Origin of the sequence: Undibacterium sp. Di27W (genome assembly GCF_049340345.1) — a bacterium.
In the GTDB taxonomy this organism is placed as follows: Bacteria; Pseudomonadota; Gammaproteobacteria; order Burkholderiales; family Burkholderiaceae_D; genus Undibacterium.
Window position 1 is genome coordinate 236101 of sequence record NZ_JBMPOS010000003.1, and the last position, 25272, is coordinate 261372.

Annotated in this window: 23 protein-coding genes; 21 read left to right on the top strand and 2 right to left on the bottom strand. The window is 51.0% G+C overall.

Annotated features, from left to right (window positions below):
* Positions 1–128 precede the first annotated feature (128 nt).
* Genes msrB through msrA form a run of 3 tightly spaced genes read left to right on the top strand, consistent with a single transcriptional unit; the run spans position 129 to position 3267 of the window.
* Complete coding sequence (gene msrB / locus ACO0LF_RS08780) at positions 129–605, top strand: peptide-methionine (R)-S-oxide reductase MsrB (RefSeq protein WP_423013733.1); 477 nt, start codon at positions 129–131, stop codon at positions 603–605.
* Between the two features lie 40 nt (positions 606–645).
* Positions 646–2535: a cytochrome c biogenesis protein DipZ gene (locus ACO0LF_RS08785; protein WP_423013734.1), complete on the top strand. Its 1890-nt coding sequence runs from the start codon at positions 646–648 to the stop codon at positions 2533–2535.
* A gap of 24 nt (positions 2536–2559) precedes the next feature.
* Positions 2560–3267: a peptide-methionine (S)-S-oxide reductase MsrA gene (gene msrA / locus ACO0LF_RS08790; RefSeq protein WP_423013735.1), complete on the top strand. Its 708-nt coding sequence runs from the start codon at positions 2560–2562 to the stop codon at positions 3265–3267.
* 22 nt (positions 3268–3289) lie between these two features.
* Here the strand turns inward: msrA and ACO0LF_RS08795 are convergent, their stop codons facing one another.
* Both ACO0LF_RS08795 and ACO0LF_RS08800 read right to left on the bottom strand, forming a co-directional pair.
* Positions 3290–3826: a GNAT family N-acetyltransferase gene (locus tag ACO0LF_RS08795; protein ID WP_423013736.1), complete on the bottom strand. Its 537-nt coding sequence runs from the start codon at positions 3824–3826 to the stop codon at positions 3290–3292.
* Between the two features lie 80 nt (positions 3827–3906).
* A complete protein-coding gene (locus ACO0LF_RS08800; RefSeq protein WP_423013737.1) occupies positions 3907–4077 on the bottom strand; it encodes a hypothetical protein in 171 nt (56 codons plus the stop codon).
* On the opposite strand from ACO0LF_RS08800, the gene ACO0LF_RS08805 reads away from it, so the two are divergent.
* From ACO0LF_RS08805 to hisD, 18 genes are all read left to right on the top strand, one after another.
* Positions 4076–5332 (top strand): DEAD/DEAH box helicase, encoded by a 1257-nt coding sequence (locus ACO0LF_RS08805; protein WP_423013738.1) that lies wholly within the window; start codon positions 4076–4078, stop codon positions 5330–5332. The two genes, ACO0LF_RS08800 and ACO0LF_RS08805, sit on opposite strands and share 2 nt — an antisense overlap.
* 580 nt (positions 5333–5912) lie before the next feature.
* Positions 5913–6890, top strand: a complete 978-nt coding sequence (gene phnD / locus ACO0LF_RS08810; protein WP_423013739.1) for a phosphate/phosphite/phosphonate ABC transporter substrate-binding protein — start codon at positions 5913–5915, stop codon at positions 6888–6890.
* 392 nt (positions 6891–7282) lie between these two features.
* Complete coding sequence (locus tag ACO0LF_RS08815) at positions 7283–7624, top strand: hypothetical protein (protein WP_423013740.1); 342 nt, start codon at positions 7283–7285, stop codon at positions 7622–7624.
* A gap of 231 nt (positions 7625–7855) precedes the next feature.
* Positions 7856–8554, top strand: a complete 699-nt coding sequence (locus ACO0LF_RS08820) for a transposase (protein WP_423013741.1) — start codon at positions 7856–7858, stop codon at positions 8552–8554.
* 447 nt (positions 8555–9001) lie between these two features.
* Positions 9002–13690: a glutamate synthase-related protein gene (locus ACO0LF_RS08825; RefSeq protein ID WP_423013742.1), complete on the top strand. Its 4689-nt coding sequence runs from the start codon at positions 9002–9004 to the stop codon at positions 13688–13690.
* 125 nt (positions 13691–13815) lie between these two features.
* Positions 13816–15279 (top strand): glutamate synthase subunit beta, encoded by a 1464-nt coding sequence (locus ACO0LF_RS08830; RefSeq protein ID WP_423013743.1) that lies wholly within the window; start codon positions 13816–13818, stop codon positions 15277–15279.
* A 329-nt stretch (positions 15280–15608) separates the two neighbouring features.
* Positions 15609–16412: an ABC transporter ATP-binding protein gene (locus ACO0LF_RS08835; protein ID WP_423013744.1), complete on the top strand. Its 804-nt coding sequence runs from the start codon at positions 15609–15611 to the stop codon at positions 16410–16412.
* The gene (gene mlaE / locus ACO0LF_RS08840) at positions 16409–17179 is read left to right on the top strand and encodes a lipid asymmetry maintenance ABC transporter permease subunit MlaE (protein WP_423013745.1); all 771 of its coding nucleotides are present in this window, start codon (positions 16409–16411) and stop codon (positions 17177–17179) included. Before ACO0LF_RS08835 ends, mlaE begins: the two co-directional genes overlap by 4 nt.
* Positions 17180–17291: 112 nt before the next feature.
* Positions 17292–17768, top strand: coding sequence for an outer membrane lipid asymmetry maintenance protein MlaD (gene mlaD / locus ACO0LF_RS08845; RefSeq protein WP_423013746.1), 477 nt, complete (start codon positions 17292–17294; stop codon positions 17766–17768).
* A gap of 41 nt (positions 17769–17809) precedes the next feature.
* Complete coding sequence (locus ACO0LF_RS08850; RefSeq protein WP_423013892.1) at positions 17810–18538, top strand: MlaA family lipoprotein; 729 nt, start codon at positions 17810–17812, stop codon at positions 18536–18538.
* Between the two features lie 174 nt (positions 18539–18712).
* A complete protein-coding gene (locus tag ACO0LF_RS08855) occupies positions 18713–19360 on the top strand; it encodes an MlaC/ttg2D family ABC transporter substrate-binding protein (protein WP_423013747.1) in 648 nt (215 codons plus the stop codon).
* A gap of 27 nt (positions 19361–19387) precedes the next feature.
* Positions 19388–19663, top strand: a complete 276-nt coding sequence (locus ACO0LF_RS08860) for an STAS domain-containing protein (RefSeq protein ID WP_423013748.1) — start codon at positions 19388–19390, stop codon at positions 19661–19663.
* Positions 19664–19978: 315 nt separating this feature from the next.
* Positions 19979–20899 (top strand): ABC transporter ATP-binding protein, encoded by a 921-nt coding sequence (locus tag ACO0LF_RS08865; RefSeq protein ID WP_422979055.1) that lies wholly within the window; start codon positions 19979–19981, stop codon positions 20897–20899.
* Between the two features lie 5 nt (positions 20900–20904).
* Positions 20905–21660 (top strand): ABC transporter permease, encoded by a 756-nt coding sequence (locus ACO0LF_RS08870; RefSeq protein WP_423013893.1) that lies wholly within the window; start codon positions 20905–20907, stop codon positions 21658–21660.
* A gap of 117 nt (positions 21661–21777) precedes the next feature.
* Entirely contained in the window at positions 21778–22014 is a 237-nt protein-coding gene (locus ACO0LF_RS08875; RefSeq protein WP_110256495.1) for a BolA family protein, read from the top strand.
* On the top strand, positions 22014–23264 hold the full coding sequence (gene murA / locus ACO0LF_RS08880) for a UDP-N-acetylglucosamine 1-carboxyvinyltransferase (RefSeq protein WP_423013749.1): 1251 nt from the start codon (positions 22014–22016) through the stop codon (positions 23262–23264). Before ACO0LF_RS08875 ends, murA begins: the two co-directional genes overlap by 1 nt.
* Positions 23265–23930 carry an ATP phosphoribosyltransferase gene (hisG, locus tag ACO0LF_RS08885; protein ID WP_423013750.1) on the top strand — a complete coding sequence of 222 codons (666 nt, stop codon included), beginning with the start codon at positions 23265–23267 and terminating at the stop codon, positions 23928–23930.
* A gap of 17 nt (positions 23931–23947) precedes the next feature.
* Positions 23948–25264 carry a histidinol dehydrogenase gene (gene hisD / locus ACO0LF_RS08890; RefSeq protein WP_423013751.1) on the top strand — a complete coding sequence of 439 codons (1317 nt, stop codon included), beginning with the start codon at positions 23948–23950 and terminating at the stop codon, positions 25262–25264.
* Positions 25265–25272: the final 8 nt, after the last annotated feature.

A 25272-nucleotide genomic window follows, 5' to 3' on the forward strand; every position in this document is an offset into this window, starting at 1 on the left:
TCATTGTGCAGGATTTGTGAATAAAAAAGTATCACAAATCGTTTAACTTTACGTGAAGACTTGGACAGCGATTGAAGCGCACAATAAGAACCATGGCGCAGATGCAGTACAAACACCAAGGAGGATATATGCAAAACCGACGTCAATTTCTACTGACCGGCAGTCTGCTGGCCATGAGCCGCATGCTGTCAGCTGCCCCTGTGGGTAATGTGTTTGAAGTGCAGCATACCGATGCCGAATGGCGTCGCCTGCTGACTGGCATGCAATATGAAGTCTTGCGCCGTGGTGCCACTGAGCGCGCCTTCACCAGCCCGCTCAATGATGAACACCGTAGTGGCCAGTTCAATTGCGCTGCTTGCCAGCTGCCATTGTTTTCATCCAAGACCAAATTTGACAGCGGTACTGGCTGGCCCAGTTTTTATGCGCCGCTAGAACGCGCCGTCAGCAATGTGACCGACACTACTTTCGGCATGCTGCGTACAGAAGTATTGTGCCGCCGTTGTGGCGGTCATCTCGGCCATGTATTTGATGACGGCCCGCGTCCTACCGGCTTGCGCTATTGCATGAATGGCGTAGCGATGACATTCACACCAGGTAAAGCGTAATTAAGTTTGATTGAGCCTGAACGGTATATAGAAAGCAAACATGTTGTTGATACTTATTTCTTATCTTGGTGGTGTGTTGACCATACTCAGCCCCTGCATCCTGCCGGTGTTGCCCTTTGTCTTCGCACGCACCGGCCAGCCTTTCCGCCGCAGTGGCTTGCCCTTGCTGGTGGGCATGGCGCTGACCTTTGCTGCCGTGGCCACGCTGGCTGCGGTGGGAGGTAACTGGGTATTGCAGACTAACCAGTATGGCCGCTGGCTGGCGATGGCCTTGCTGGCTTTCTTTGGTCTGACGCTATTGTTCCCGCATCTGGCAGACAAGCTCACCAAGCCGCTGGTGGCTGCGGGTGATCGTCTTTCCAATTCCGCGCAGGCGGATGGTGGTGGCGTTGGGTCATCACTCTTGCTGGGCGTGGCGACGGGCCTGTTGTGGGCACCCTGCGCTGGTCCTGTACTGGGTCTGCTGCTTACCGGTGCTGCGTTGAATGGTGCCAGTGCACAGACAACTTTCTTGCTGCTGGCTTACGCTGCTGGTGCCGCGACTTCATTGGCAGTTGCCTTGCTGATAGGTGGCAAGGTATTTGCCGCGATGAAACGCTCGCTGGGAGCTGGTGAGTGGATACGCCGTATCCTGGGCCTTGCCATGATAGCCGGTGTTGCTGCGATTGCGCTGGGCCTGGATACTGGCTTGCTGACACGCCTGTCCACAGTTGCTACCTCAGGACTGGAACAGCAATTGATAGATCGCTTTTCACCAGATTTGCCAAATTCACCGGATGCACAAGCCAATTCTGCACCAACACAGACCGCACCTCAGCTGGGGGCGATGATGGCCTCGAATGCAATGATGGCATCCAACGCCATGATGGCATCGAACAAGCAAATGGCATCCAATACCATGGCACCATCGAATGCCATGATGTCTGCCCATGGTAGCAATGCAGCTACAGCGGGCGCTTTGCCAGAAGAAGGGGTCATGCCAGCGTTGGATGGTGCAACACAATGGCTCAACTCCAAACCACTGACTGCGCAAGAGCTCAAAGGCAAGGTCGTGCTCATCGATTTCTGGACTTACTCTTGCATCAACTGTCTGCGCAGCCTGCCCTATGTGCAGGCCTGGGCCAAGAAATACCGTGACCAGGGTTTGGTCGTGATCGGTGTACACGCGCCTGAATTTGCCTTTGAGCGTGACCCAGCCAATGTCAGCAAGGCCGTTCGTGACCTTGGTATCAGCTACCCGGTTGCCATCGATAATAACTATGCAATCTGGCGTGCATTTGGCAACAAGTACTGGCCTGCGCATTATTTTATCGATGCCACTGGCCGCATACGCCACCATCATTTTGGCGAAGGCGACTATGTGCAATCTGAGCAGGTGATACAGCAATTGCTGGAAGAAGCTGGCCAGAAAAATGTCGCCAATGATGTCGTCATCGAGACTGGGGCGGCTGGTGCACAAATGGCGGCGGACGATAGCCAGGTGAAATCGCCAGAAACTTACCTTGGTTACAGCCGCGTGCAAAACTTTGTTTCAGCTGGTGGCGTACAGAAAAACAGTAGTGCCGATTACAGCCTGCCAGCGCAACTGTCACTGAATCAATGGGGTCTGGCAGGTAGCTGGAAGGTGCAGGAAGAACATGCAGCCCTGACGCAAAAGGGTGGGCGCATCACTTACCGCTTCCATGCCCGTGACCTGCATCTGGTGCTGGGGCCAGGCAAGGACGGCAAGCCCGTGCGCTTTCGCGTCACTATCGACGGTGCAGCACCTGGTGCAGCGCATGGCAGTGACGTAGCAGCAGATGGAACTGGCACGGTGACTGCTCAGCGCTTGTACCAACTGTTGCGGCAGTCCGGCAAAGTGGCCGAGCACACTTTCAGTATAGAGTTTCTTGATCCAGCAGTAGAGGCATATGCCTTCACTTTTGGTTGATTTTCCTTCTACGAGGAGTACGACATGAAATTAGCAAACAGATTCACAGCCCTGGTGCTGGGCATAGGCGGTGTCGCCGCAACACTGGTTTTCAATGACCAGGTGCGCGCTGGCGAAGCTGCAGTAGTCATTGCTGCGCCAGCGGTGGACGCGCCAGCAGGAAACGCCAAAACCGAGACTGCAATTTTTGCCGGTGGCTGCTTCTGGGGTGTGCAGGGTGTATTCCAGCATGTGAAAGGCGTCAGCAATGCAGTCTCGGGCTATGCCGGTGGCAAGGCCGCGACTGCGCATTATGAACAGGTGGGGTCAGGTGCAACCGGCCATGCAGAAGCGGTGCAGGTGAGCTATGATCCATCCCAGATCAGCTATGGCAAGCTATTGCAGATATTTTTCTCAGTCGCGCATGACCCTACCCAGTTGAACCGCCAGGGGCCGGATAGCGGCACGCAATACCGTTCCGCGATTTTTCCGGCTACGCCTGCACAACGAGAGGTGGCAGAAAAATACATCGCCCATCTGAATGCCTCGCACGCCTTCCGCAGCAAGCTGGCGACTACCCTGGAAGCAGACACAGGATTTTTTCCAGCCGAGGCTTATCACCAGAATTATCTGACCCTGCATCCCACTGAACCCTATATCGCCATCAACGATGTTCCCAAGGTTGAGAACTTGAAGCGTGTCATGCCTGCAGTATACAGACCTGATCCTGTCCTGGTACGCAGGGGGAATTGAGTCGAAGACGATAGATGTGAGTTTATAAGCTCATCTCCATAAAGCGCCAGCCCGCATGCAAAGCTGCGGGTACTTCGGCACCTTCGTAAGCTGGGCAATCTTTAAAGCCTGCTGCTTCATACAGGCGGTGGGCGGCATGCATGAAAGGGGCGCTGTCCAGGCATGCAGTTTGATAGCCAAGCGTGCGCGCATCGGTCAGCAAGGCTTGCAATAGTTGCTCACCCAGATGCAAGCCGCGGTAGGCGGGCAAGACATACAGGCGCTTGATCTCGGCTATCTTGCCTGCACCAGCTGGAAGGCTGCGCATACCCCCCATGGCGGCAAACTGGCCATCTACCTGGAACAGATAAAACCTGCTGTCAGGGTTATCTTTTCCGCAAATCTTCTCCAGCGCATCAGGTACATATTCTGCCAGTGTCATGCCTAGCAAGGCCTGTGTGGAGAGCCCAAAATGCTGTTCTACGTGCTTTACTACCCAGTCCATGTAGTCAAGATTGAGATCGATGAGTACTTGTTTTTGAAGGGCCAGATCGGCCCGTATCAAAGTAATTGTTGTCAAAATACGGACTCCTGGAAATATGGTGCAGCTCTTGTTGAACCAGGCAAATGCTGACATCCAGCTGTTTTGCACTACAATGTTCACACAATGGGGGGATTCTTGCAGCCTGCATGCTTTGATCTTGCATGCTTTGATACAGGCATGCTAATAGAATAACTCCCAAATAAAAATTCCTTTTCTTTGGGCCTGGCGTTATTTGTATTCTTGCTCTTGCCATCCTGATTGTATTTTTCTTCCTGATATTTATCCATGAATTTTGATTCCCTGGGCCTGATCCCCGAACTCTTGCAAGCCATTGCCGCGCGTCAGTACGTAACACCAACCGCGGTGCAGCTTGAGGCCATACCAGCCGTGCTGGCAAATCAGGATGTCATGGCGCTGGCGCAAACCGGTTCAGGTAAAACGGCAGCCTTTGCTTTGCCGCTATTACAGCGCCTGCAGCAAGATGCGGAAGAGGGTGGCAGGCAGCGCAAGGTCAAAGTGCTGGTGCTGGTACCTACGCGTGAATTATCAGGGCAGGTAGGACAAACCATGGAAGCCCTGGCCGAGCATTTACCCAGGAAGCTGAAGATAGCCGTGATTTATGGTGGTGCTTCTATCAACCCGCAAATGATGCATTTGCGTGGCGGTGCTGACATCGTGATCAGCACGCCTGGCCGTTTGCTGGATTTGCTTGATAATAATGCGCTGCAATTGCGCGATGTGACGACCGTGGTGCTGGATGAGGCAGACCGCTTGCTGGACCTGGGATTTGCCGATGAAATCAAGCGCATACTGGAACAATTGCCAGCTAAACGACAAAATCTGTTTTTCTCGGCGACCTTTTCACCTGCAGTAAAAAAACTGGCCCTGGCTTTATTGCATGAACCCAGGCGTATCGCGATTGCTGATCTCACCGAAAATCTGCCCGACATTGCCCAAAGGGCAATCGCCGTCGATGCTGACAAGCGCACCCGTTTGCTGGTGCACCTGATCAAGGAGCAGCAATGGGAGCGTGTACTGGTCTTTGTCGCCACCAAATACGCCAGCGATACCGTCTCCAATAAATTGAAAAAAGCCGGTATCAAGGCTGAAGCTTTTAATGGTGATGCCAGCCAGGGTGCACGCCAGCATATGCTGATCGATTTTAAAGCCAATCGCATACAGGTGCTGGTTGCTACCGATCTGGCTGCGCGCGGCATAGACGTGGCTGGCTTGCCTGCGGTCGTCAACTATGATTTGCCGCGCTCGGCAGATGATTATATTCATCGCATAGGTCGTACTGGCCGTGCTGGTGCCAGTGGTACAGCGATCAGCTTTATCCTGGCTGAGCAGGAAATGCATTTCCGCCTGATAGAAAAACGCCAGGACAAGCGCGTTGCGCGCGAAACCATGCCCGGCTTTGAACCGACTAGTCTTGTAGATGACAATATCGAGCAAGAGGCAGAAGCCCCAAGCGGCGGTATCAAGGGCAAGCGCAAGAGCAAAAAAGACAAGTTACGCGAACTGGCTGCGCAAAATAAATAATTGTCCCTGTAAATTGTCTGTATGCATTGCAGATTGCTTGGGCATGCTTGCAATTATCTTAAGAGTTCTGCCGTTCCAACTACGCTAGTAGTTGTCAAGTTCCGGCTGTTCAATGGGTAAAATTACAACAAAAACTACAAGGCTAAGTTTGCTGTGGAATGAGCATTGTATGGTGCTCGCTTGAATGCCAGGAAGTTTGGCTGATTTCATAAAATATTTAATAAAATCAATGGCTTGAGTTTTATTTTGTAAGTTAGTTTTACTCTATTTTTAGACGCTTTGCAGCCGTCTCTTTCAAACTCGACGAGGGATTTTGCATATTTCTTCAGCAATAAATAAGCATTTGGTAACGGGCTCGAATAAAAAACTTGCTTTATGGAAAATAGTTGCCCTAATTCATCTGATGCTATAATTCTGCTTAATTGATGTGCAGAACTCATCTGGCGCGCACCCAATCAGCCCCCATTCCTGTCCCAAAGTACGTCATTGACGGCACCTGTTTGCCTGCTATCGTATACAAAGTCTGACCGGTCATGAGCATCTTGATGCTTTGGGTATTTGTATTATCTATCGAGGTCCTATGTTCAAAAATATCCTTAGCCTGGCTCTGCTTGCGGGCAGTATGCTTCTCTCTATTGCACAAGCTGCAGAAAAAATCACTGTTGGTTTGATTGCCACCACCAGCATAGACGACACACGCAAGCGCTGGCAGCCTTTGCTGGATGATCTGGCAAAAAGTACGGGCACTGAAGTGACAGCTGCCATTTCAGCCAATTACAGCGACATCGTCACTGGCTTGAAAGAAAACAAGATACAAATCGCCTGGCTGAGCAGCAAAGTGGCGCTGGATGCGGTGGAAGATGGCAAGGCCACTGTATTTGCTCAAATGGTCAAGAGTGATGGCTCGCGTGGTTATAACTCTCTGCTCATCGCTTCTGCCAAGAGCAGTTTGAATAGTTTTGATGATGTTTCCGCCAAGCCTGGCGTCTATGTTTTTGCCGATGGCGATAAAAAATCAACTTCTGGTTATTTGGTGCCTGCTTATTATTTGTTTGCAAAAAATAAAATAGAACCAGCCAAGTTGTTCAAGAAAGTCAATGTTGGTAACCATCAAAGCAATTTCGCGGCGATCTTGCATGGTGAGGCTGACGTAGCCACGTTTAACTCTGAAGAGATGGACAGGCTGAAAAAGGAAGCACCTGATCAGGTCAGCAAAGTACGTGTCATCTGGACTTCTCCTTTGATACCAAATGATCCTATCTTGTATCGCAAGGATTTGTCACCAGCCTTGAAAACCCGTGTCGAAGATTTCTTTGTGAACTATGGCAAGCAAAAGCAAGCCCACGCAGTCCTGAAAGATATTCTGAATTTGTCTGGTTTCCAGCGTTCTACCGATGCTCAGTTGAAACCGATTGCTGATTTGACATTGTTCAGTCTTTTGCGTGAAAACTTGAATAACCCTAGCCTGACTGATGTACAGAAACAAAAGAAATTTGATGAAGTCAGTGCCCGCTTTGGCAAACTGAGTTTTGTGCTGGAAGCTTCCCGCATTAAATGATGCTGAGAATCTGTTTGCGATCTTAAGCGAGAGCGCAATCAGGATACACGTAGTGTTCAAAATGCTCATGTACTAAGGTACATGAGCATTTTGCATTGAGCGCTTGTTATCCTGAATGTCGTCCTGAACGTTGCTTAGACTCCATTAACGCTCGCTACAATCCCTGAGCACGCTCTTACAAATTTGTTACAAATAGCTGAAAAAAACACAATAAATTCAGGAATTTCTGCTTAATTTCACATTATTTATTATTTTTTCATAAAAAAATATGAAAAAACCCCAGTTTTTGTAACTTAGCATGTCAACTGAATCGTGAATCAGTGCGTTTTTGGACTAAAGAATCTTTGCTGACACCTTCCTTTAAGCAAAGTTTCCCTTTAAGGAGTCAGAAAATGATTTACGAAATACTGGTTCGCCCTTCGGACAACAGCAAGAAAATGACTTCCGATCATTTGATCTGGATAGAAAGCAACATGACTACTCGTTCTTTCGAGAACTGGTTGCGTGAAAAATCCTTGTTGGATGGTAGTGGCCATGCGCCTGTAGCCCGTTGGAGCATAGTGCAGACTCAACGTCCTGCGCATTTCAATCTGGCTACCCAGGCAAAAGCCCTGAAAAGCCGTATTTCTGAATTGATGACTGGTACTCCAGAAATCGTCGCAGTGCCGGATGCATCCCGCGCACTCAAAGTTTTCCGCTTGAAAAGCCCGGTTCAAGAACTCATCGCGGCCTGATAAAGCGGGATTGCGGGCTTTCCGGCTATACCGGAAAGCTGAAGCGCCTCCCAGAAGACTATATAGACCATGACCCGTGCCCTGTGATGAGGGCATGGCTGGTCGTTCTGCGTCTAATTTGTTGATGGCGTCATTAGCAATATTGTTGCCAATGAGCTTGCATAGATAAGTTTTGACAAGATAGCCAGATGCCAAGCACAATCCAGACTCTTTTGGATTGCCTGCATACACATGGCCAGATTAGCCCGTTTAGTTATCCCGCATCAGCAACATCATGTTATCCAGCGTGGTAATGCTGGCAGCATGATTTTCCAGGATGCCGAGGATTACGCCAGCTTTCTGGACTGGCTCAAGCAAGCTGCCAAGCTGTTTGATGTCGCCATCCATGCCTATGTGCTGATGCCTGACCATTTGCATTTGCTGCTGACACCTGGTGATGAGCCAGGTCTGGGCAAGATGATGCAATGGCTGGGGCGGCACTATGTCCCTTATTTTAATCGCAAATACCAGCGCACAGGCACGCTATGGCAGGGACGTTACCGCGCCACGGTCATCGAGTCTGCGACTTACTTCATCCCCTGCAGTATTTATCTGGAAAGCAATCCTCAGCGTGCTGGTCTGGTGCAGGATTTGCTCGACTACACCTGGTCCAGTTACTGTCATCATGTGGGGTTGATGATAGATCCCCTGATTACCGACCACAGTTGCTATTGGGCCCTGGGTAATACCCCATTCCAGCGCGAAGCTGCCTACAAGCAAAGCCTGGAAAATGGTTTATCCAGCAAGCAAATTACAGAAATTACCCAGGCCACCACCAAGGCCTGGATGCTGGGCTCGGCCAAATTCAAGACAGAAATGAGTAAGCTGACCGAGAGACGGGTAGAGCCAGTCAAGCGTGGCAGGCCCCGCAAAGCTCAGGGAATTGTCTGAGTTTTCTTTTACATGAGCTGGTCTGCAGGATGCTTCCATACCGAAAAATCTTGATGCAAATACTGAGAAACCTAATAAGCACGCTGATTTTTACTATGTCCCTATTTAAATATTCCTGAAATTATGGTTTATTTAATTTGACACTGACCCTAATTAAACCAGTTGCGCAATATTTTGCAGTGCACTATTCTCTGTCTTGTCCTGACAGGATTTACGCCAAACTGTCGTGCCGGTATTCACCATCAACGAATGCCTGGCACATTTGTCCAGCGTAGCGCCATGCCCTTACCCGGAAGCATGGCCAGCACGGTTTGATCACCCTTCAAATCAAAGTCATCAAGCTGCCATCCGCAGCCAGCAAAATTGCTGAATAGCCAAAAGAGCTATTCATGCCGACAGCTGTTTCACGTAAGTCCTGATATTGAAATTGTCCTCCGGAGATCCACTATGCACGCTCAAGGTTTATACGACCCATCCAATGAACATGACGCCTGTGGCGTAGGTTTTGTTGCCCATATCAAAGGCAAGAAGACACATGCCATCGTCGACCAGGGTTTGTTGATTCTGAAAAATCTTGACCACAGGGGCGCGGTCGGTGCCGATGCCCTGATGGGCGATGGTGCCGGTATCCTGATCCAGATTCCAGACCAGTACTACCGTGAAGAGATGGCCAAGCAGGGTATCAATCTGCCGCCACCGGGTGAATATGGCGTAGGCATGATCTTTCTGCCGAAGGAACATGCATCCCGCCTGGCTTGCGAACAAGAGATAGAACGCGCCGTGCGCGCAGAAGGCCAGGTCGTACTGGGCTGGCGCGACGTGCCAGTAGACCGCGACATGCCCATGTCACCTACCGTACGTGAAAAAGAACCTGTCATACGCCAGATTTTCATCGGTCGCGGCCCAGACATCATGGTGACTGACGCGCTGGAACGCAAACTGTATGTGATACGCAAATCGGCCGTGCATGCGATTGAAGCCCTGCATCTCTTGCATGGCAAAGAATACTTCGTGCCATCCATGTCTGCCCGCACCATCGTCTACAAGGGCTTGCTGCTGGCTGACCAGGTCGGTGTCTACTATAAAGATTTGCAGGATGAGCGCTGTGTCTCTGCGCTGGCCCTGGTGCATCAGCGTTTCTCGACCAATACCTTCCCGGAATGGCCGCTGGCCCACCCTTATCGCATGATTGCGCATAATGGTGAAATCAACACCGTTAAAGGCAACTTCAACTGGATGCGCGCCCGTGAAGGCGTCATGAAGTCTGCAGTACTCGGCGACGATCTGCAAAAACTGTATCCACTGATATTTGAAGGCCAGTCTGACACCGCAAGTTTCGACAATGCGCTGGAATTGCTGGTCATGGCCGGTTATCCAATTGCACAAGCGATGATGATGATGATCCCGGAAGCCTGGGAAAACCACACCATGATGGATGAAAACCGTCGCGCCTTCTATGAATACCATGCAGCGATGATGGAACCATGGGACGGCCCAGCCGCCATGGCCTTTACCGATGGCCGCCAGATCGGCGGCACGCTGGACCGTAATGGCCTGCGTCCGGCACGCTATATCGTCACTGATGATGACCTGGTCGTCATGGCATCTGAATCCGGTGTCTTGCCTATTCCAGAATCCAAGATCATCAAGAAATGGCGTCTGCAACCGGGCAAAATGTTCCTCATCGACCTGGAAGCTGGCCGCATCATTGATGACAAGGAAATCAAGGACACTTACGCCAACGCCAAGCCTTACAAACAATGGATCAAGTCCGTCCGTATCAAGCTCAATGAGTTGAAGGCGGCAGAAGACAAGACAGAATACTCAGCAACTTTGCTGGACAGGCAGCAAGCCTTTGGTTATACACAGGAAGACCTCAAGTTCTTGATGGCACCGATGGCACTGGCAGGTGAAGAAGCCATAGGCTCCATGGGCAATGATTCTTCGCTGGCCGTCATGTCGAACAAGCTCAAGCCTCTGTATAACTACTTCAAGCAATTGTTTGCGCAGGTGACCAATCCACCTATCGACCCTATCCGCGAAGCGATGGTGATGTCGCTGGTATCCTTCATCGGCCCGAAACCGAATTTGCTGGACACCAATAACATCAACCCGCCCATGCGTCTGGAAGTAGCGCAACCGATACTGGATTTTGCTGACATTGCCAAACTGCGCAATATCAGCGCCAATACTGGCGGCAAGTTCAAGTCTTACGAGCTGGATATCTGCTATCCCATCGCCTGGGGAAAGGACGGTATCGAAGCACGCCTGGCATCGATCTGTGCGGAAGTTGTTGATGCGGTCAAGTCTGGCCACAACATCATGATCATCACTGACCGCAAGATGGATGCAAACTATGTTGCCATCCCGGCTTTGCTGGCCACCTCTACCGTGCATCAGCATCTGGTCAGCAAGGGTTTGCGCACCACCACTGGTCTGGTAGTTGAGACTGGTTCTGCCCGCGAAACTCACCACTTTGCCCTGTTGGCAGGTTATGGCGCAGAAGCTGTCCATCCTTACCTGGCGATGCAGACACTGGCCGATATGGCCAAGGACTTGTCGGGTGAATTGTCAGCAGAAAAAGCGGTTTATAACTACACCAAGGCAGTCGGCAAGGGCTTGATGAAAGTCATGTCCAAAATGGGTATCTCTACCTATATGTCTTATTGCGGTGCGCAGATTTTTGAAGCAGTTGGTCTCAACAAATCCCTGGTTGATAAATACTTTAAGGGCACAGCATCGAATGTAGAAGGCATAGGCGTATTTGAAGTTGCTGAGGAAGCCCTGCGTTTGCATAAAGCTGCTTTTGGTGCCGATCCGGTACTGGAAAACTCCCTGGATGCTGGCGGTGAATATGCCTTTCGTGTGCGTGGTGAAGATCATATGTGGACACCGGATGCAATCGCCAAGCTGCAGCATTCCACCCGTGCCAACAACTACAATTCTTATAAAGAATACGCACAGATCATCAATGACCAAAGCAAGCGTCATATGACTTTGCGTGGCTTGTTTGAATTCAAGATAGACCCAAGCAAAGCTATCGCACTGGACCAGGTAGAACCTGCGAAGGAAATCGTCAAGCGTTTCGCGACTGGCGCGATGTCTCTGGGTTCCATCAGTACAGAAGCACATGCGACACTGGCTGTAGCCATGAACCGCATAGGTGGTAAATCCAATACTGGTGAAGGTGGTGAAGACCCTGCGCGTTACCAGCAAGAACTGAAAGGCATCCCTATCAAGCAGGGTGCGACTCTGGCTTCTGTCATAGGCAAGGACCAGATAGAAGTGGATATTCCTTTGCAGGATGGTGATTCGCTGCGCTCGAAAATCAAGCAAGTTGCATCGGGCCGCTTTGGCGTCACGGCTGAATATCTTAGCTCTGCCGACCAGATACAAATCAAGATGGCACAAGGTGCCAAGCCGGGCGAGGGTGGCCAGTTGCCAGGCCACAAAGTATCAGAATACATCGCCAAGCTGCGTTTCTCTGTGCCAGGTGTGGGCTTGATTTCTCCACCACCGCATCATGATATTTATTCGATAGAAGATCTGGCGCAGTTGATCCATGACTTGAAAAACGCCAATCCAAGAGCATCGATCTCGGTCAAGCTGGTGTCTGAAGTGGGTGTTGGCACGGTAGCTGCCGGTGTTTCCAAGGCCAAGGCTGACCATGTCGTCATCGCCGGTCATGACGGTGGTACTGGTGCTTCACCTTTGTCTTCCATCAAGCATGCCGGTACACCGTGGGAACTGGGCCTGTCTGAAACCCAGCAAACCCTGGTCTTGAATGGCTTGCGTGGACGCGTGCGTGTGCAGGCTGATGGCCAGATGAAGACTGGCCGTGACGTCGCGATTGCAGCGATGCTGGGTGCCGATGAAATTGGTTTTGCGACAGCACCACTGGTGGTCGAAGGCTGCATCATGATGCGCAAATGCCATCTGAACACTTGCCCGGTAGGCGTGGCAACACAAGACCCGGTCTTGCGTGCCAAGTTCTCTGGCAAACCTGAATATGTCGTCAATTACTTCTTCTTTGTTGCTGAAGAGCTGCGTCAGATCATGGCGCAGCTGGGTATACGCACTTATGACGATTTGATAGGCCGTGTTGACCTGCTGGATAAATCCAAAGCCGTATCGCACTGGAAAGCCAAGGGGCTGGATTTTAGCCGCATCTTCTATCAGCCAGAACTGGCAGAAGGTGCAGCGATACGCCATGTTGATGTGCAAGATCATGGTCTGGAAAAAGCCCTCGACAATAAGCTGATCGCCCAGGCAAAAATCGCCCTGGACACTGGTGAAAAAGTATCCTTCATTTCACCAGTCAAAAATCTGAACCGCACGGTAGGTACGATGTTGTCTGGCGAAGTAGCGAAAAAATATGGTCACGCCGGTTTGCCGGATGACACTATCCACATACAGTTGCAAGGTACGGCTGGCCAGTCTGCCGGTGCTTTCCTGGCGCATGGCGTGACGCTGGACCTGGTCGGTGAAGGTAATGACTATGTCGGCAAAGGTTTGTCCGGTGGTCGCATTATCATCCGCCCAAATACAGAATTCCGCGGCTGGGCTGTCGATAACATCATCTGCGGTAACACGGTACTGTACGGTGCCATCTCTGGTGAAGCCTTCATCAATGGTGTTGCCGGCGAACGTTTCGCGGTACGTAATTCTGGTGCGGTGACTGTGGTTGAAGGTACTGGCGACCATGGCTGCGAATACATGACAGGCGGCACGGTCATCGTGTTGGGCAACACTGGTCGTAACTTTGCTGCCGGTATGTCAGGCGGTATCGCGTATGTCTATGACCCTGAAGGTGAATTCGAAGCCAAATGCAATATGTCCATGGTGACACTGGAGCCAGTATTGGCTGGTGACGTACAAGTGGCAACCCTGGATAAGTCGATCTGGCATAGCCGCCTGCGTGGCGGTGAGGGTGAGACCGATGAAGCCATCTTGCGCAATCTGATAGAGCGTCATTTCAAACACACAGGCAGTACCCGCGCGCGCAATTTGCTGGATGACTGGGCCCGCAGCCGTGCCAAGTTCGTCAAGGTATTCCCTACCGAATACAAGCGCGCTCTGGGTGAAATGTATGCCGCCAAACAGCTCGCTGTGAAAAAGGAAAAAGTCACGGCATAGTCGAGTGAGCGTGCCGCAGTCAGTCTGCGGTCGCGTCCTCCTTTGTTTTCCAGACTATTTAGCTTATTTCAGCTTATTTCAAATTCAGATAGGGCATATGCCCGCAACAAAATTGAGGTTAGAAAATGGGTAAAGTTACCGGCTTCATGGAATACCAGCGTTTGCAGGAAGCAAGCGAAGCACCACAGTCACGCAAAAAGCATTACAAGGAATTTCTGGTACATCTCGATGATGGTCAGGCGAAAGTACAGGCAGCGCGCTGCATGGATTGCGGCATTCCTTTCTGTAATAACGGCTGCCCCGTGAACAACATCATCCCCGACTGGAATGACCTGGTGTTCAACGGCAATTACAAACTGGCGCTGGATACCCTGCATTCAACGAATAACTTCCCTGAATTCACAGGTCGCATTTGTCCTGCGCCTTGTGAATCTGCCTGTACTCTCGGCATCAATAGCGATGCCGTTGGTATCAAGTCGATAGAACATTTCATCATCGACAAAGGCTGGGAAAACGGCTGGGTCCTACCGCAAGTGCCATCCATCAAGACAGGCAAAAAAATTGCCGTGGTTGGTTCTGGCCCTGCGGGCCTGGCTGCGGCGCAGCAACTGGCACGTGTCGGCCATGATGTGACTGTGTTTGAAAAGAATGACCGCGTCGGTGGCTTGCTGCGTTATGGCATTCCTGACTTCAAGATGGAAAAATCCCACATCGACCGTCGCGTCGATCAGATGGTGGCAGAGGGTGTGACTTTCCGCACCAGCGTATTCGTCGGCAAGGACTTCCCGGCAACCGTGACCAACTGGGCCAAGGAAACCATTTCACCTGAACAGCTGCAAAAAGACTTTGATGCCGTCATCATCGCCGGTGGTGCAGAAACCCCGCGTGACTTGCCTGTGCCTGGACGCGAGCTTAAAGGTGTGCACTTCGCCATGGACTTTTTGCCCCTGCAAAACAAGGTCAATGCCGGTGACAAGGTCAAGGACCAGATCATGGCCAGTGGCAAGCATGTTGTTGTCATTGGTGGTGGTGATACCGGTTCTGACTGCGTAGGTACTTCCAACCGTCATGGTGCCAAATCAGTTGCCCAGTTTGAACTGATGCCGCAACCGCCTGAGCAAGAAAACAAACCCATGGTCTGGCCTTACTGGCCAACCAAACTGCGCACCTCTTCTTCGCATGAAGAAGGTTGCGACCGTGACTGGGCAGTAGCAACCAAGCGCCTGGAAGGCAAGGCTGGCAAAGTAGAAAAACTGATCGCCTGCCGCGTGGAATGGAAAGACGGCAAGATGCAAGAGGTGCCAGATTCTGAATTTGAAATGAAAGCAGACTTGGTCTTGCTGGCCATGGGCTTTGTCTCGCCGGTACAACAAGTGCTGGATGCTTTTGGTGTCGATAAAGATGCGCGCGGCAATGCCAGGGCGACCACAGATGGCGCTGGCTGCTACAAGACCAATGTTGACAAGGTCTATGCCGCAGGTGACATGCGCCGCGGTCAATCATTGGTGGTGTGGGCAATACGCGAAGGGCGTCAATGCGCGCGTGAAGTCGATGCCTTCCTCATGGGGGATTCGGTCTTGCCACGCTAGTTACTGTGGAAGGTATATAGGTTTGGTGGCTGAGCTAATGTCAGGCTGATTTGCTGTTGTGAGTGACATCGCAGGCAAATCGGCTATGACAAATCAGTCTGACCAGGCATTTTTAAATAACTGACTTTCCGTTCATTAAAAAAATTTATTTTCCAGGCTTGAATTTGAATTTAATTTTGAAAAATTGGCTTTTATCATTTTTTCATCGAAATAAAACCAATATTCTGAATATTCGTCAATTAGTTGTTTTTGTGTCATAGTTGTCTGTACAACCCTCTTTGCCTTTCTGCATTACAATCTAGTTTTTATAAAACTATCTTCCCATTGCTGTGCCAAATCTTGTAGAAATTCGCGATATCCAGTTTGGATATGGAGACCGGACTATCCTGTCTGAACTCCGTATGGATTTCCCACGCGGTAAGCTGATTGCCGTCATGGGTGGTTCAGGTTCGGGCAAGACCACGATCTTGCGCCTGATAGGCGGGCAAATCCGCGCCCAGCGTGGTAGCGTCAAGGTGAATGGGCAAGAAATTGCTGAGCTCGATACCCAGGGCCTGTATGCCATACGCAGGAAAATGGGCATGCTGTTCCAGCATGGGGCCCTGTTCACGGACTTAAGTGTCTTTGATAATGTGGCTTTCCCCATGCGCGAGCATACCAATCTGAGCGAGGCCATGATACGTGACCTGGTCTTGCTGAAATTACAGGCAGTAGGCCTGCGCAATGCCGCCAGTTTGATGCCTACCGAAATATCGGGTGGTATGGCCAGACGCGTGGCCCTGGCCCGTGCGGTGGCGCTGGACCCGGAATTAATCATGTATGACGAACCTTTTGCCGGGCTTGATCCTATCTCCATGGGCGTTGCTGCCAATTTGATACGGAACTTGAACGACGCTTTGGGGTCTACCTCCATCCTGGTGTCACATGATGTGAATGAAACCTTTGCGATAGCTGACTATGTCTACTTCCTGTCCAAAGGCAAGATCGTTGCGCAGGGTACACCAGAAGAAATGCGGGTCTCAGAAGACCCTTATGTAAAACAATTCGTGCATGCAGAGGCAGATGGCCCCGTGCCTTTCCATTATCCTGGTGCATCCCTGCAAGCGGACCTGGGTTTGGAGAAGCGTCCATGATCGTAGAAAAAATTGGCGGTTTTGTCAGGGCTACCATGGATGACGTGGGTTATGCAGCCCGCAGTTTTTTTGCCATCCTGGCGAGTTGCCTGGGTTTGTGGCGCAGGCCGCGCCTGGTCACAGACCAGATCCATTTCATCGGTAATTACTCCATGGTGATTATTGCCGTATCGGGATTGTTTGTCGGTTTCGTGCTGGCTTACCAGGGGTATTACACCCTGAACCGTTATGGCTCTGAAGAAGCACTGGGTTTGCTGGTCGCGCTCTCACTGGTGCGTGAACTGGGGCCGGTAGTAACAGCCTTGCTGTTTGCCGGCCGTGCCGGTACTTCACTGACGGCAGAGATAGGCTTGATGAAGGCTGGTGAACAACTGGCAGCGATGGAGATGATGGCAGTCAATCCAATACAAAGGGTGCTGGCGCCGCGTTTCCTGGCAGGTATCATCGCCATGCCTGTCCTGACTTCCATCTTTAATGCCATGGGCATCATAGGTGGTTATGTCGTTGGTGTGAAACTGATAGGTGTCGACAACGGTGCTTTCTGGTCGCAGATGCAGGCTGGTGTGGAAGTGTTCCAGGATATCGGTAATGGCGTCATCAAAAGCATAGTCTTTGGTTTTGCAGTCAGCTTTGTGGCATTGTTCCAGGGTTATGAAGCACAGCCTACTCCTGAGGGGGTGGCGCGTGCCACCACCAGAACCGTGGTGATTTCTTCATTGCTGGTGTTGTGGCTGGATTTCCTGTTGACTGCGTGGATGTTTCAATAATCCTGTCCTGACCCGCAGCTTGCGCCGTATGGGCGGTATAAATGTATTATTTGCCAAGATCTGTGCTGCAGCAGGGCGCTTGGTAAAATTGTAAGAAATGGCGGATAAAAAAATGCAAAAAAAATCTCTCGACTTTTGGGTGGGCCTGTTTGTTTTGCTGGGTGCGGCGGCATTGTTGTTTCTGGCGCTCAAGGCAGGCAATTTAAGTTCTTTATCGTTTGAGCAGACCTATACTGTAACTGCGCGCTTTGACAATATAGGTGGACTCAAGCCCAGAGCTGCAGTGAAGAGTGCTGGCGTAGTAATAGGCCGCGTCAGTGAAATCAAATTTGATGACAAAACTTACCAGGCGACTGTCGTCCTGGCATTGGAAAAACGCTACAAATTTCCTAAAGATTCATCAATCAAGATTTTGACTGCGGGTTTGCTCGGTGAGCAATACATAGGATTGAGTGCAGGCAGTAAAGACGAAGTACTTGCTGCTGGTGACAGAATTACATTTACCCAAGACGCCATCGTGCTGGAAAACCTGATTAGTCAGTTCTTGTTCAGCAAGGCGGCAGAAGGCAATACGGAAGAGAAAAAATGACACGAACAGATAAATTTCCTGCCAATAGCAGGATCTTGGCCATGTTCCTTTTACTGGCCAGTATTTTACTGACTGGTTGCAGTACCGTGACAGTAGAAAAATTCAAGGACAAGGCTGATCAGACACTTGATGTTTTGAGCACGAAAACCAATATAGGCAAGAACCCGCGTGATCCTCTCGAAGGCTTCAACCGGACCATGTTCAGCTTCAACGATACGGTCGACACGGCGGTCGTCAAGCCTGTTGCCCAGGCTTATCGCAGTGCTACACCTGGCTTTGTACAGACTGGTGTGGGTAATTTTTTTAGCAATATTGGTGATGTCTGGAATGCCGTGAATAATCTGCTGCAAGGCAGGGTCAATGATGGTGTCACAGATGTCATGCGTTTTGCCATTAACACCACCATAGGTATAGGTGGTTTGATAGACATAAGTTCGGCGGCTGGCATGCCTAAGCATAATGAAGATTTTGGGCAGACTTTAGGGCGCTGGGGTGTCAAGTCTGGGCCTTACCTGGTCTTGCCCGTACTGGGGCCATCAACCGTGCGTGATGCCCTGGCTACACCTGTCGATATGCGTGGTGATTTGTGGTATTACAAGCGCCCCATGTATATCAAGAACATAGGTTCAGTAGTGCGTCTGGTTGATAAACGTGCATCGGTACTTGATGCCGGTAGTTTGCTGGAAGAAGCTGCACTCGATAAGTATGTATTTTTCCGCGATGCCTATTTGCAGCGCCGTGCTGGTCAGATCAATCCTGACGAGGATTGAGCGGCATGCAGGGCGCCGCTTGGGGAGCGCTTCTCCGGGAGCGCCACTCGGGGAGCGCCACTCCGGGTGTGAATAATTGTAAGGATTGTAAAGAGGCGTCAACCAGTTTGGTGCCTGCAAAGTTAACTGGCAGTATAGACACTGCATAAATAGGAACAAAAAATGAAACGATCTGTGAATAAATTTTTTAAACTGGTATTTGCTGGCCTGCTAGGCTTGTCCATGCTGGCTAATGCAGCCCAGGCGCAAGCCCAGGAAGCGCCAGATGTCCTCATCAAACGCCTGAGCCAGGAAATTCTGGATCTGGCAAAGAATGACAAAGACATACAAGCTGGCAATCAAAAGAAAGTCTATGACATGGTGGAAAGCAAGATCCTGCCTTACATCGATTTTCCACGCATGACTTCACTGGCAGCAGGCAAGAGCTGGAAAGAAGCTACGCCTGAACAGCAAAAGCAATTGACCAATGAGTTCCGTACCCTGCTGGTATTTACTTATTCTGGCGCGATTTCACAGGTCAAGGATCAGCGTGTAGAGTTCAAACCTATGCGTTCTGCCCCAGAAGATACGGAAGTGGAAGTACGTTCCCAAGTGATACAAAGCCGCGGCGAGCCTATCGTTCTGAACTATCGCCTGGAAAAATTGCCAGCTGGCTGGAAAATCTTTGACATCAATGTTCTGGGTGCCTGGTTGGTGGAAACTTATAAAGGCAGTTTTTCTGCAGAAATCAGCAAGTCTGGTATCGATGGCCTGATCAAGACTCTGTCTGAAAAGAATAAAAAACTGGCGGCATCCGGTGCGGCAAAATCTGCAGCAAAATAAAATGTAAAATGAGTCCGGGAACGTATTGTGTATACAGTAACAGGTGAGCTTAGTCATGATAATGCCAACGCCGTGGTCGCGGCGGGCTTGTCTGCCATAGCTGCAGGTCAGTCAGCCTTCGATTTGTCGGCGCTGACTAAAATTGATTCAAGTGCAGTGGCCGTCTTGATAGCCTGGCAACGTCAAGCGATTGAGAAGGGCGTGCAATTGCAATTCAGTGGCTATCCCGCCAATCTGCTTAGCTTGCTTACCTTATACGGACTCAACGAGCAATTCCAGCTTCATTCATCAGAGCGACATTGATCGCATCCTGAATTTCCTTTCCTGAAAGGCATGTTGGTGTTGATACCCGCATGTCATTTCAGAACCTGTTTGGAATCTGTAGCGAGCGGGCGTCAGCGGGTTGAAGAGCAGCGCAAAAAGCGGAATGTACTTGAGTACATGAGCATTTTGAGCAGCACATGAGACCCGATCATGTCCGCGCAGTAAGATCCCGAACAGGTTCTCAGATCAAATCCCGAAAATCCCCTATAATCAAAGGTTTCGTCGCTGTAGCGATCAGAAACCGAGTTTTCCGGTTCTTAATTCCCTAATGAGCACTTAGTGCAAACACGCCAGATGGCAGCCATACAAATTAGCAACATACAAAAACGCTACCAGTCGCTACAGGCGCTGGGTGGTGTCTCACTCACGATAGAAGAGGGCGAGTTTTTCGGTTTGCTGGGGCCAAATGGTGCTGGTAAGACCACGTTGATTTCCATTTTGGCAGGTCTGAACCGCGCCGACGCCGGTAATATCACCGTGCAAGGCCATGATGTGGTGACAGACTACCGCAATGCCCGCAAGAAGCTGGGCGTGGTGCCGCAAGAACTGGTGTTTGATCCATTTTTCACCGTGCGCGAAACTCTGCGCATGCAGTCGGGCTATTTTGGCCTGAAGAATAACGATAAATGGATAGACGAGGTTATGGAAAACCTCGACCTGACCAATAAGGCCGACGTTAATATGCGTGCCCTGTCCGGTGGCATGAAACGCCGGGTACTGGTGGCGCAAGCGCTGGTCCATAAACCACCCGTCATCGTTCTCGATGAACCGACCGCCGGTGTTGATGTGGAATTGCGCCAGACCCTGTGGCAATTCATCGCCCGCCTGAATCGCGAAGGCCATACTGTCGTTCTGACCACGCATTACCTCGAAGAAGCCCAGGCTTTGTGCAACCGCATCGCCATGCTGAAGCTGGGCAAGGTCGTGGCGCTGGATAGTACGGCAAATCTCATCAAGCGCATCTCGGGTTCGCAATTGCGCATCACTCTGGCAGCCAGTGGCGTAGTGACTTTGCCTGCCAGCTTGCGTGATAAAGTCATCAGCCATGAAATCCAGGCAGACCCACGCCAGTTCGCCCTGCGTGTGACTGACTACAACCAGGTCGAGGGCATGCTGGCCGCTTTCCGTGCTGATGGTTGTGTCATCGAGGATATGCATTTATTGCAAGCTGATCTGGAAGATGTCTTCCTGCAAATCATGGAGGGCAGCAAATGAGTAGCTTGACCGGTTTCAATACCCTGTTTTACAAAGAAGTTTTGCGCTTCTGGAAAGTGGCAACGCAAACCATCACTGCGCCCATCATGACAGCCATCCTGTATTTGCTGATTTTCGGCCATGTGCTGGAAGATCATGTACAGGTTTATCCTGGCGTCAAATACACGGCCTTCCTGGTGCCTGGCCTGGTCATGATGAGTGTCTTGCAAAATGCGTTTGCGAACTCTTCTTCTTCACTGATACAGTCCAAGATCACCGGCAACCTGGTCTTCATCCTCTTGCCACCGCTGTCGCACTGGGAAATTTTCAGTGCCTATGTACTTGCAGCGATTTTGCGTGGCGTTGCCGTCGGTGCCGGTGTCTTCATCGTCACGGCCTGGTTTGCTGACCTGCATTTTGTTGCACCTTGGTGGATAGCGATTTTTGCTTTCCTTGGTGCTGCCATGCTGGGCACCATGGGTTTGATCGCCGGTATCTGGGCAGAAAAATTTGATCAGCTAGCGGCTTTTCAAAACTTTTTGATCATGCCTGCCACCTTCCTGTCAGGCGTGTTTTATTCCATCCATTCCCTACCTGGCATCTGGCAAAATATTTCGCGTTTCAATCCATTTTTCTACATGATAGATGGCTTCCGCTTTGGCTTCTTCGGCAAGTCCGATGTTGATCCCCTGCATAGCCTGATGATCGTTTGCGTGTTCTCATTATTGCTGGCGACGATAGCCATCAATATGCTGAAACGTGGATATAAGTTAAGGCACTGAGTAAGACACTAAGTACGTCACTGAGTGCGCAACTAAGTAAGACACTGAATAAGTATCAAGTAAAAAACAATACGCAGTACAACAATTGCTTCACCATTTTGATCAAGAGAGTTAGCCGTGTTTCCTACGCCCGAACAAATTAAAAATTACATTGCAGCCGGTCTGGAATGTACGCACCTGGAAGTCGAAGGCGACGGCCAGCATTTCACAGCAGTGATCGTCTCTGCCGCCTTCGCTGGCAAGCGCCCGATACAGCGTCATCAAATTGTCTATGCCGTTCTCGGTGACCGCATGCGTGAAGAAATCCATGCCCTTTCCATGAAAACCCTGACGCCTGAAGAGTACGCTGCATAATGGATAAATTATTGATCACAGGCGGTAATCGCCTGAATGGTGACATCACGATCTCTGGTGCGAAAAACGCTGCCCTGCCTATCCTGTGCGCAGGCTTGCTGACTTCCGGTAACGTCGAGTTGCATAACGTGCCTTCGCTGCAAGATGTCAACACCATGCTCAAATTGCTGCGCCAAATGGGCCTGCAAGTCACGCAGGAAAATGGTGTGACTGTGCTCAATGGCGCAGCCATAGACAAACTCGAAGCGCCGTATGACCTGGTGAAAACCATGCGCGCATCGATACTCGTGCTCGGCCCTTTGCTGGCACGTTTTGGCGAAGCTAAGGTATCGCTGCCTGGTGGTTGCGCGATAGGCTCGCGTCCTGTCGATCAGCATATCAAGGGCTTGCAAGCCATGGGTGCCGAGATCAATATTGAAGCCGGTTACATTCATGCCAAAGCCAAGAAACTCAAAGGCGCACGCATAGTCACAGACATGATTACCGTGACTGGCACAGAGAATTTGCTGATGGCAGCGACCCTGGCCGAAGGCGAAACCGTGCTGGAAAATGCCGCGCGCGAACCGGAAGTTACTGACCTGGCTAACCTGCTGGTCGCCATGGGCGCCAAGATAGAAGGCATAGGCACAGACCGTCTGGTTATTCAGGGAGTAGAGAGTTTGCATGGCGCTACCCATACCGTCATCGCTGACCGCATAGAAACCGCAACCTTCCTTTGTGCAGTAGCCGCCACCGGTGGCGACATCACCTTGAAAAACACGCGTAGCGACATCCTCGACGTTGCACTCGACAAGTTGCGCGAAGCAGGTGTGATATTGACGACAGGCCCGGACTGGATACGTGCGCAAATGAGTGGCCGCCCCAAGGCAGTTGGTTTCCGCACGACGGAATATCCTGGCTTCCCGACTGACATGCAGGCGCAATTCATGGCGCTGAACTGTATCGCACTGGGCACCAGTATCGTTACTGAAACGATCTTTGAAAACCGCTTCATGCATGTACAGGAAATGAACCGCCTGGGTGCAAAGATAGAAATCGATGGACATACGGCCATCGTGAATGGTGTCGACAAGCTCGTTGGCGCACCTGTCATGGCCACTGATTTGCGAGCTTCGGCCTCGCTGGTGATCGCTGCCATGGTGGCCGAGGGGGAAACACTGATCGATCGTATCTATCACCTGGACCGCGGCTATGACCGTATGGAAGTCAAACTCTCAGCAGTCGGTGCACAAATACAGCGAGTCAAATAAATGTCTGCCTCAGTAAATTCGCAATTGACACTGGCCTTGTCCAAGGGCCGCATCTTTGAAGAAACCCTGCCCTTGCTGGAAGCAGCAGGCATACGCGTGACCGAAGATCCAGAAAAATCGCGCAAGCTGATTTTGGCGACCAATGATCCTGATGTGCGCGTCATCATCGTGCGAGCGTCTGACGTGCCTACCTATGTGCAATATGGCGCGGCAGATTTTGGCGTGGCAGGCAAGGATGTCTTGCATGAGCATGGTGGCGCTGGCCTGTACCAGCCTATCGATTTGAACATTGCCAAATGCCGTATGTCGGTTGCAGTGTCAGTAGGTTTTGATTATGAAAACGCTGTGCGCCAGGGAGCTCGATTGCGGGTCGCCACCAAGTACACTGAAACTGCGCGCCAGCATTTTGCTGCCAAGGGTGTGCACGTCGATTTGATCAAGCTGTATGGCTCTATGGAACTGGCACCACTGGTCGGCTTGTCAGATGCGATTGTCGATCTGGTCAGCACCGGAAGTACCCTGCGTGCGAATAATCTGGTTGAGGTTGAACACATCATGGAAATTTCTTCGCGCCTCGTGGTTAACCAGGCTGCGCTGAAATTAAAACGTGAACGCCTGCAACCCATACTGGAAGCATTTGATCGTGCCTCCAAGGCAAATGCATAATTGACCAAGAGAACAGCATGGCATCCCTGATTACCCGGCTTGATACGACAGATGCAGATTTTTCCAGGAAACTGAGTTCATTACTGGCTTTTGAAGCGAGTGAAGATGAAGCCATAGACAGCGCCGCTGCGCAGATTCTGGCCAGCGTCAAAACCAGTGGCGACACTGCCGTGCTGGAAGCAACCAATCGTTTTGACCGCCTGAATGCCAGCAGCGTTGCTGCGCTGGAGTTGACGCAGGAGGAGATGCAGGCAGCACTGGCATCTCTGAATGTCGAGCGTCGTACAGCACTTGAAACTGCAGCAGCACGCGTACGTGCCTATCATGAAATTCAAAAGACAGAATGCGGCTCTGCCGGTTTCAGCTATACCGAAGCTGACGGCACCGTACTTGGTCAAAAAGTCACACCGCTGGATCGCGTCGGTATCTATGTCCCGGGCGGCAAGGCTGCTTATCCTTCATCCGTATTGATGAATGCGATACCGGCCAAGGTGGCAGGCGTCAAAGAAATCATCATGGTAGTGCCTACACCAGACGGCGTAAAAAATCCTTTGGTATTGGCGGCTGCCGCCATTGCTGGTGTCGATCGCGTCTTCACTATCGGTGGTGCCCAGGCAGTTGGTGCTTTGGCCTATGGTACGGCAACGATACCGCCCGTTGATAAAATCGTTGGCCCTGGCAATGCCTATGTGGCTGCCGCCAAGCGTCGTGTATTTGGTGTGGTTGGCATAGACATGATTGCCGGTCCATCCGAGATTCTGGTCTTGTGCGATGGCACGACAGACCCGGACTGGGTTGCCATGGATTTGTTTTCGCAGGCTGAACATGATGAACTGGCGCAATCGATTTTATTGTGTCCGGATGAAGCCTATATCGAGGCCGTGCAAGCCAGCATCGTCAAGCTGCTGCCGGATATGCCCAGGCATGAAGTGATACACACTTCACTTGCCAATCGCGGGGCGCTCATCAAAGTGCGCGATATGGATGAAGCCTGTGAAATCGCGAATAGCATCGCGGCTGAGCATCTGGAAATTTCTGCAGAAAATCCTCAGCAATGGGCCGACAAGATACGTCATGCCGGTGCCATGTTCCTGGGGCGTTATTCATCTGAATCCCTGGGTGATTATTGTGCTGGCCCCAACCATGTCTTGCCAACATCACGCACAGCACGTTTTTCTTCACCGCTGGGCGTGTATGACTTCCAAAAGCGTTCATCCATGATCTACGTCAGTGAGCAGGGCGCACAAACCCTGGGCAAAGTAGCCGCTGAACTGGCCTATGGTGAAGGCTTGCAAGCCCATGCCCGCAGTGCAGAATTGCGGCTCAAGTCATGAAAACAAAA

What these genes read in the sequence shown, in the direction of transcription:
- msrB (WP_423013733.1), top strand. Translation starts at nt 129, where the DNA reads ATGCAAAACCGACGTCAATTTCTACTGACCGGCAGTCTGCTGGCCATG.
- ACO0LF_RS08785 (WP_423013734.1), top strand. Translation starts at nt 646, where the DNA reads ATGTTGTTGATACTTATTTCTTATCTTGGTGGTGTGTTGACCATACTC.
- msrA (WP_423013735.1), top strand. Translation starts at nt 2,560, where the DNA reads ATGAAATTAGCAAACAGATTCACAGCCCTGGTGCTGGGCATAGGCGGT.
- ACO0LF_RS08805 (WP_423013738.1), top strand. Translation starts at nt 4,076, where the DNA reads ATGAATTTTGATTCCCTGGGCCTGATCCCCGAACTCTTGCAAGCCATT.
- ACO0LF_RS08800 (WP_423013737.1), bottom strand. Translation starts at nt 4,077, where the DNA reads ATGGATAAATATCAGGAAGAAAAATACAATCAGGATGGCAAGAGCAAG.
- phnD (WP_423013739.1), top strand. Translation starts at nt 5,913, where the DNA reads ATGTTCAAAAATATCCTTAGCCTGGCTCTGCTTGCGGGCAGTATGCTT.
- ACO0LF_RS08815 (WP_423013740.1), top strand. Translation starts at nt 7,283, where the DNA reads ATGATTTACGAAATACTGGTTCGCCCTTCGGACAACAGCAAGAAAATG.
- ACO0LF_RS08820 (WP_423013741.1), top strand. Translation starts at nt 7,856, where the DNA reads ATGGCCAGATTAGCCCGTTTAGTTATCCCGCATCAGCAACATCATGTT.
- ACO0LF_RS08825 (WP_423013742.1), top strand. Translation starts at nt 9,002, where the DNA reads ATGCACGCTCAAGGTTTATACGACCCATCCAATGAACATGACGCCTGT.
- ACO0LF_RS08830 (WP_423013743.1), top strand. Translation starts at nt 13,816, where the DNA reads ATGGGTAAAGTTACCGGCTTCATGGAATACCAGCGTTTGCAGGAAGCA.
- mlaE (WP_423013745.1), top strand. Translation starts at nt 16,409, where the DNA reads ATGATCGTAGAAAAAATTGGCGGTTTTGTCAGGGCTACCATGGATGAC.
- mlaD (WP_423013746.1), top strand. Translation starts at nt 17,292, where the DNA reads ATGCAAAAAAAATCTCTCGACTTTTGGGTGGGCCTGTTTGTTTTGCTG.
- ACO0LF_RS08850 (WP_423013892.1), top strand. Translation starts at nt 17,810, where the DNA reads ATGTTCCTTTTACTGGCCAGTATTTTACTGACTGGTTGCAGTACCGTG.
- ACO0LF_RS08865 (WP_422979055.1), top strand. Translation starts at nt 19,979, where the DNA reads ATGGCAGCCATACAAATTAGCAACATACAAAAACGCTACCAGTCGCTA.
- murA (WP_423013749.1), top strand. Translation starts at nt 22,014, where the DNA reads ATGGATAAATTATTGATCACAGGCGGTAATCGCCTGAATGGTGACATC.
- hisG (WP_423013750.1), top strand. Translation starts at nt 23,265, where the DNA reads ATGTCTGCCTCAGTAAATTCGCAATTGACACTGGCCTTGTCCAAGGGC.
- hisD (WP_423013751.1), top strand. Translation starts at nt 23,948, where the DNA reads ATGGCATCCCTGATTACCCGGCTTGATACGACAGATGCAGATTTTTCC.